This is a genomic window from Methylovulum psychrotolerans (genome assembly GCF_002923755.1).
Lineage (GTDB): Bacteria > Pseudomonadota > Gammaproteobacteria > Methylococcales > Methylomonadaceae > Methylovulum > Methylovulum psychrotolerans.
Window position 1 is genome coordinate 1 of record NZ_PGFZ01000046.1, and the last position, 3245, is coordinate 3245.

The 3245-nt window shown below is 50.0% G+C and carries 2 protein-coding genes and 1 pseudogene; all 3 read left to right on the plus strand.

The annotated features are described in order from the left end of the window. Positions 1-307 precede the first annotated feature (307 nt). The 3 genes and pseudogenes from AADEFJLK_RS25345 to AADEFJLK_RS23285 all read left to right on the plus strand — a co-directional run bounded on the left by AADEFJLK_RS25345 (position 308) and on the right by AADEFJLK_RS23285 (position 2494). Entirely contained in the window at positions 308-511 is a 204-nt protein-coding gene (locus AADEFJLK_RS25345) for a hypothetical protein (RefSeq protein ID WP_211299330.1), read from the plus strand. 430 nt (positions 512-941) lie between these two features. After that, a pseudogene (locus tag AADEFJLK_RS23280) lies at positions 942-1691 on the plus strand (Tn3 family transposase); the annotation flags it as partial. A gap of 185 nt (positions 1692-1876) precedes the next feature. After that, entirely contained in the window at positions 1877-2494 is a 618-nt protein-coding gene (locus AADEFJLK_RS23285) for a recombinase family protein (RefSeq protein ID WP_103975993.1), read from the plus strand. Positions 2495-3245: the final 751 nt, after the last annotated feature.

The window sequence follows — 3245 nt, forward strand, 5'->3', positions numbered from 1 at the left end:
CATGATCAGTAAGGGGCAACTCGCCGGACGGACACTGCCCGCCCACCGACAATTTATCAATTTGGCAGGCTAGTTTTGTCCGCCAATCAGGCCAAACTCAGCTCTTGTAAATATTTGCGACAAAACCATATCTTTTGGGTATCATCTAAACTTTTCCTGTGTCGGCATGATCTATATAAAAAAGCTTTCCCGGTATTGGCAATCGGGCGTATTTAGGGCGGGTACGGCATCCGCCGACAGCGGATGCCGTCTTATGTTCTACGGCTGCCCATAAAAAAAAGCAATGGTACTTGACTATAATCTTTTGGTGACCAAAAAACTATTAACTAATACCAAAAATAAAGTGAATATTTCACTATATTGGATTGTTTTTTATATGGCTTTGATTATTAAAGTAATTTATCTTGCCCAGTGTGTCATAAAAATGGCGTTTCTGATGATATTTTTCGGTTCGGCCAAAAATGTGGGCGGACGCTGCCGCCGTCAGGCGAAAAAACACCATGGGTATTAACAAAATGGGGTGGCTGGTGGCACGCCTGCGGCCTCACCCCGCCGTCCGCCAGGAGGCCGCGCCGTGTTCACGGTTGTTGGCCGACCGTAAGGATTCCTTCGTAAATGCGTATAGTCGCCCTGTAGCCCGCATCACGCCTATATTCAGAACATGATTCCATAGTCAATGGGTAATGAAGGGGAGTCGCTATTTTTGCGAAAGATTGCTTCGGCATCCTTGCCGGTCAATCAGCAAAAATCACGCGACCGCTTATGCCTTGGGCTGCCCCAGCCGTCCTGGTCACTCGCTCGCCACCCAACAAGGGGTGGCTCACATGCTCCCCAATGACTCGACGCGATTTCGTATAGCCTGCATTTTCACTTCCGCTTCGCTTCGTGAAAACTCAGGCACTATCGCTTCTGGGGACTACTCGACTCCTGTCTCGCAGCGCTTGAATCCAACGGAAATCATGACGGATACCGCTGGGGCCAGTGATTTGGTGTTTGGATTATTCTGGCTGCTTGGCTATCAATTCTCACCGCATTTGGCCGACGCCGGTGAAGCGGTTTTTTGGCGAATCGATAAAAACGCGGATTATGGTGTACTCAATGATTTGGCCAGGGGTTCTGTCAATACCCGCCGAATTGAACAGCATTGGGATGATATGCTGAAGATAGCCGGGTCGCTTAAACTGGGTACCATACAGGCATCGGAACTTATCCGTTCCCTTTTGAAAAGTGATCGGCCATCCAGTCTGGCTAAAGCCATCATCGACGCGGGTCGCATCAACAAGACGTTGTATCTGCTGAATTATATTGATGATGAAGACTACCGCCGCCGGATATTAACACAGCTAAACCGGGGGGAAGGACGGCATGCCGTTGCCCGTGTCATTTGCCACGGGCAACGGGGAGAAATCCGCAAGCGCTACCGCGAAGGACAGGAAGATCAATTGGGGGCGTTAGGGTTGGTAACCAATGCCGTCGTATTATGGAACACCCTATATATGCAGGCAGCGCTAGATCATTTGTGGCAACGGCAACAAGAAATCAGGGAAGAAGATGAGAAAAGGCTATCGCCTTTACTGCATGGACATGTCAATGTGCTGGGGCACTACTCATTTACACTGGCAGAGCAGGTCATGATGGGGCAACTCAGGCCGCTAAATCAGCCATCAGAAAATATTATTACCCTTCCGTAGTGGCTTTTTAATACAAATAGAATTAAGTTAGCCGCTAACGTACGTTTTCGTACCATTGGACTTCAAACCCCTTTATCATGTTTATGATACTTTGTATGATTAACTTATTATGTTACTGTTTAATCCTCTCTAAACCTATAAAACTAAGAGTTACAGAAACGGTCGTTTATGAAACGGATAAGACCATGTTAATTGGCTATGCAAGGGTTTCAAAATCGGATGGCTCCCAGCATCTTGACCTTCAAATCGACGCCCTGACGGCGTACGGGGTAACGCCCGACCAGATTTACAGCGATTTCGCATCCGGTAAGGACGATGAGCGTCCGGGCTTGCTGGCCTGCCTGAAAGCATTAAGGGCGGGTGATGTTTTGGTCGTTTGGAAACTTGACCGGTTGGGCAGGAACTTAAAACATTTGGTCACCACCGTCCACGGGCTGTCCGAAAAAGGTGTGGGGTTTAAGGTGTTGGCCGGACAGGGAGCCGATATTGACACCGCCACCGCCAGTGGCAAGCTGATTTTCGGTATTTTTGCCGCCTTGGCAGAATTTGAACGCGAATTGATTAGTGAGCGGACGAAAGCGGCCTTAACGGCGGCAAGGGCAAGAGGGAGAAAAGGCGGTGCAAAATTCGCTTTAACCAAAGCCCAAGTCAGATTGGCCCAATCGGCAATGGGCCAAAAAGAAACCGTCATTTCCGAACTTTGCAAAGAGCTGGGCATCACCAAACCCACCCTCTATCGTTACCTTGCACCCAACGGCGCGTTAAGGGAATATGGTAAAAGGGTGTTGGGGGTTGACCAATAGAGCAGTAAAAGGGGGGCAAACAAAGTTGAATGCCATTTTGTGCAGAAAAAATGGGTCGCTAATAACGAATCCCGTGAAACTTTAGAGCCTTTTGTTTATTAGTACCCATAATTGACGACGGCAACACGTTTTCCGTTCCCCACGCCCGTGGGGATAAACCGACGAATTACTGCCCGGCAAAATTGTCCGCGATCCGTTCCCCACGCCTGTGGGGATGATCCACGGAATAAATCTGTCGTTTGTTTAAATTGCACCCTACCTCCGTACTGACAGTTCCCTAATTGCGCCCTAATTGCGCCCTAATTGCGCCCTAGTTGCGCCCTAGTTGCGCCCTAGTTGCGCCCTAGTTGCGCCCTAGTTGCGCCCTAGTTGCGCCCTAATTGCGCCCTAATTGCGCCCTAATTGCGCCCTAATTGCGCCCTAGTTGCGCCCTAGTTGCGCCCTAATTGCGCCCTAGTTGCGCCCTAATTGCGCCCTAATTGCGCCCTAGTTGCGCCCTAATTGCGCCCTAATTGCGCCCTAATTGCGCCCTAGTTGCGCCCTAATTGCGCCCTAGTTCCGCACGGCTTATTCCTACGGGGATTGGCGGGAATGATAAGCGCGAAAAGTGGCGTTTTTTTGGTAGGGTTCGGTGGGCGCCAGTTGGCGGAATCCGCCGTTTAATCAACCGGTTGACAACGGTGTGTGGCTTGGCGGACAATCTTATCCGCATATCGTGATTCCAGGCAGGGGTCATCAGGCGGCGCCAGTT